Origin of the sequence: Rhodococcus coprophilus NBRC 100603 (assembly GCF_001895045.1) — a bacterium.
GTDB lineage: Bacteria > Actinomycetota > Actinomycetes > Mycobacteriales > Mycobacteriaceae > Rhodococcus > Rhodococcus coprophilus.
Genome location: NZ_BDAM01000024.1, coordinates 1 through 791 on the forward strand (window position 1 = coordinate 1; position 791 = coordinate 791).

The following is a 791-nucleotide window of genomic DNA, read 5'->3' on the forward strand; positions in this document are numbered from 1 at the left end:
AATCATCATCGAGCCCCACCCGCTCGACCCCGAGCACCTCGGAAAACACCGACGCCACAACCTGTTCGACGGCTGTCTGCGGCGCCCGGAACTCCCGAACGTCCACCACCGGAGCGGGCAACGCCTTCCGGTCCAACTTGCCCGACGAACCCACCGGCAACTCACCCAGCACCACCAACGCCGACGGCACCATATAACCCGGCAGCACCGCACCCAACCGACGCAACAACACCACAGAATCCACCGACGCACCCGCAGCCGGCACCACATACCCCACCAACTGCTCACCCGCATGCGCATCCGAACGCACCAACACCACAGCCTGACCGACACCGTCCAGCGCAAGCAGAGCCGTTTCGATCTCACCGAGCTCGATCCGCAACCCCCGCAACTTCACCTGAAAATCGGTACGACCGATGTACACCAACTCACCATCGGCACTCCACCGCACCAGATCACCCGTGCGATAAAGACGCTCACCCACCCCGAACGGCGACGCCACAAACCGCTCCGCCGACAATGCTGCACGCCCGAAATATCCCCTCGCGATCTGCACACCCGACAGATACAACTCACCGACAACTCCGAGGGGTACCGGCACCAACCGCTGATCCAAAACATAGGCCCCGGTATTCCACACCGGCGCCCCGATCGGAACCGCACCCGAAACACCCACCTCGACCGGCCGCGCCGTGACATGCACCGTCGCCTCGGTCGGACCGTACAAGTTGTGCAACCGCGGCAAACCGACAGCAGCACACTGATCGACCAAAGCCGCAGGAAACGCCTCA

The 791-nt window shown here is 63.3% G+C and carries 1 protein-coding gene; it reads right to left on the reverse strand.

All coding sequences use genetic code 11. From position 1 onward, the window contains the following. Positions 1-772: AMP-binding protein (locus tag RDCOP1_RS21090; RefSeq protein ID WP_371836839.1), on the reverse strand; the 772-nt coding region annotated here is incomplete at its 3' end. Positions 773-791: the final 19 nt, after the last annotated feature.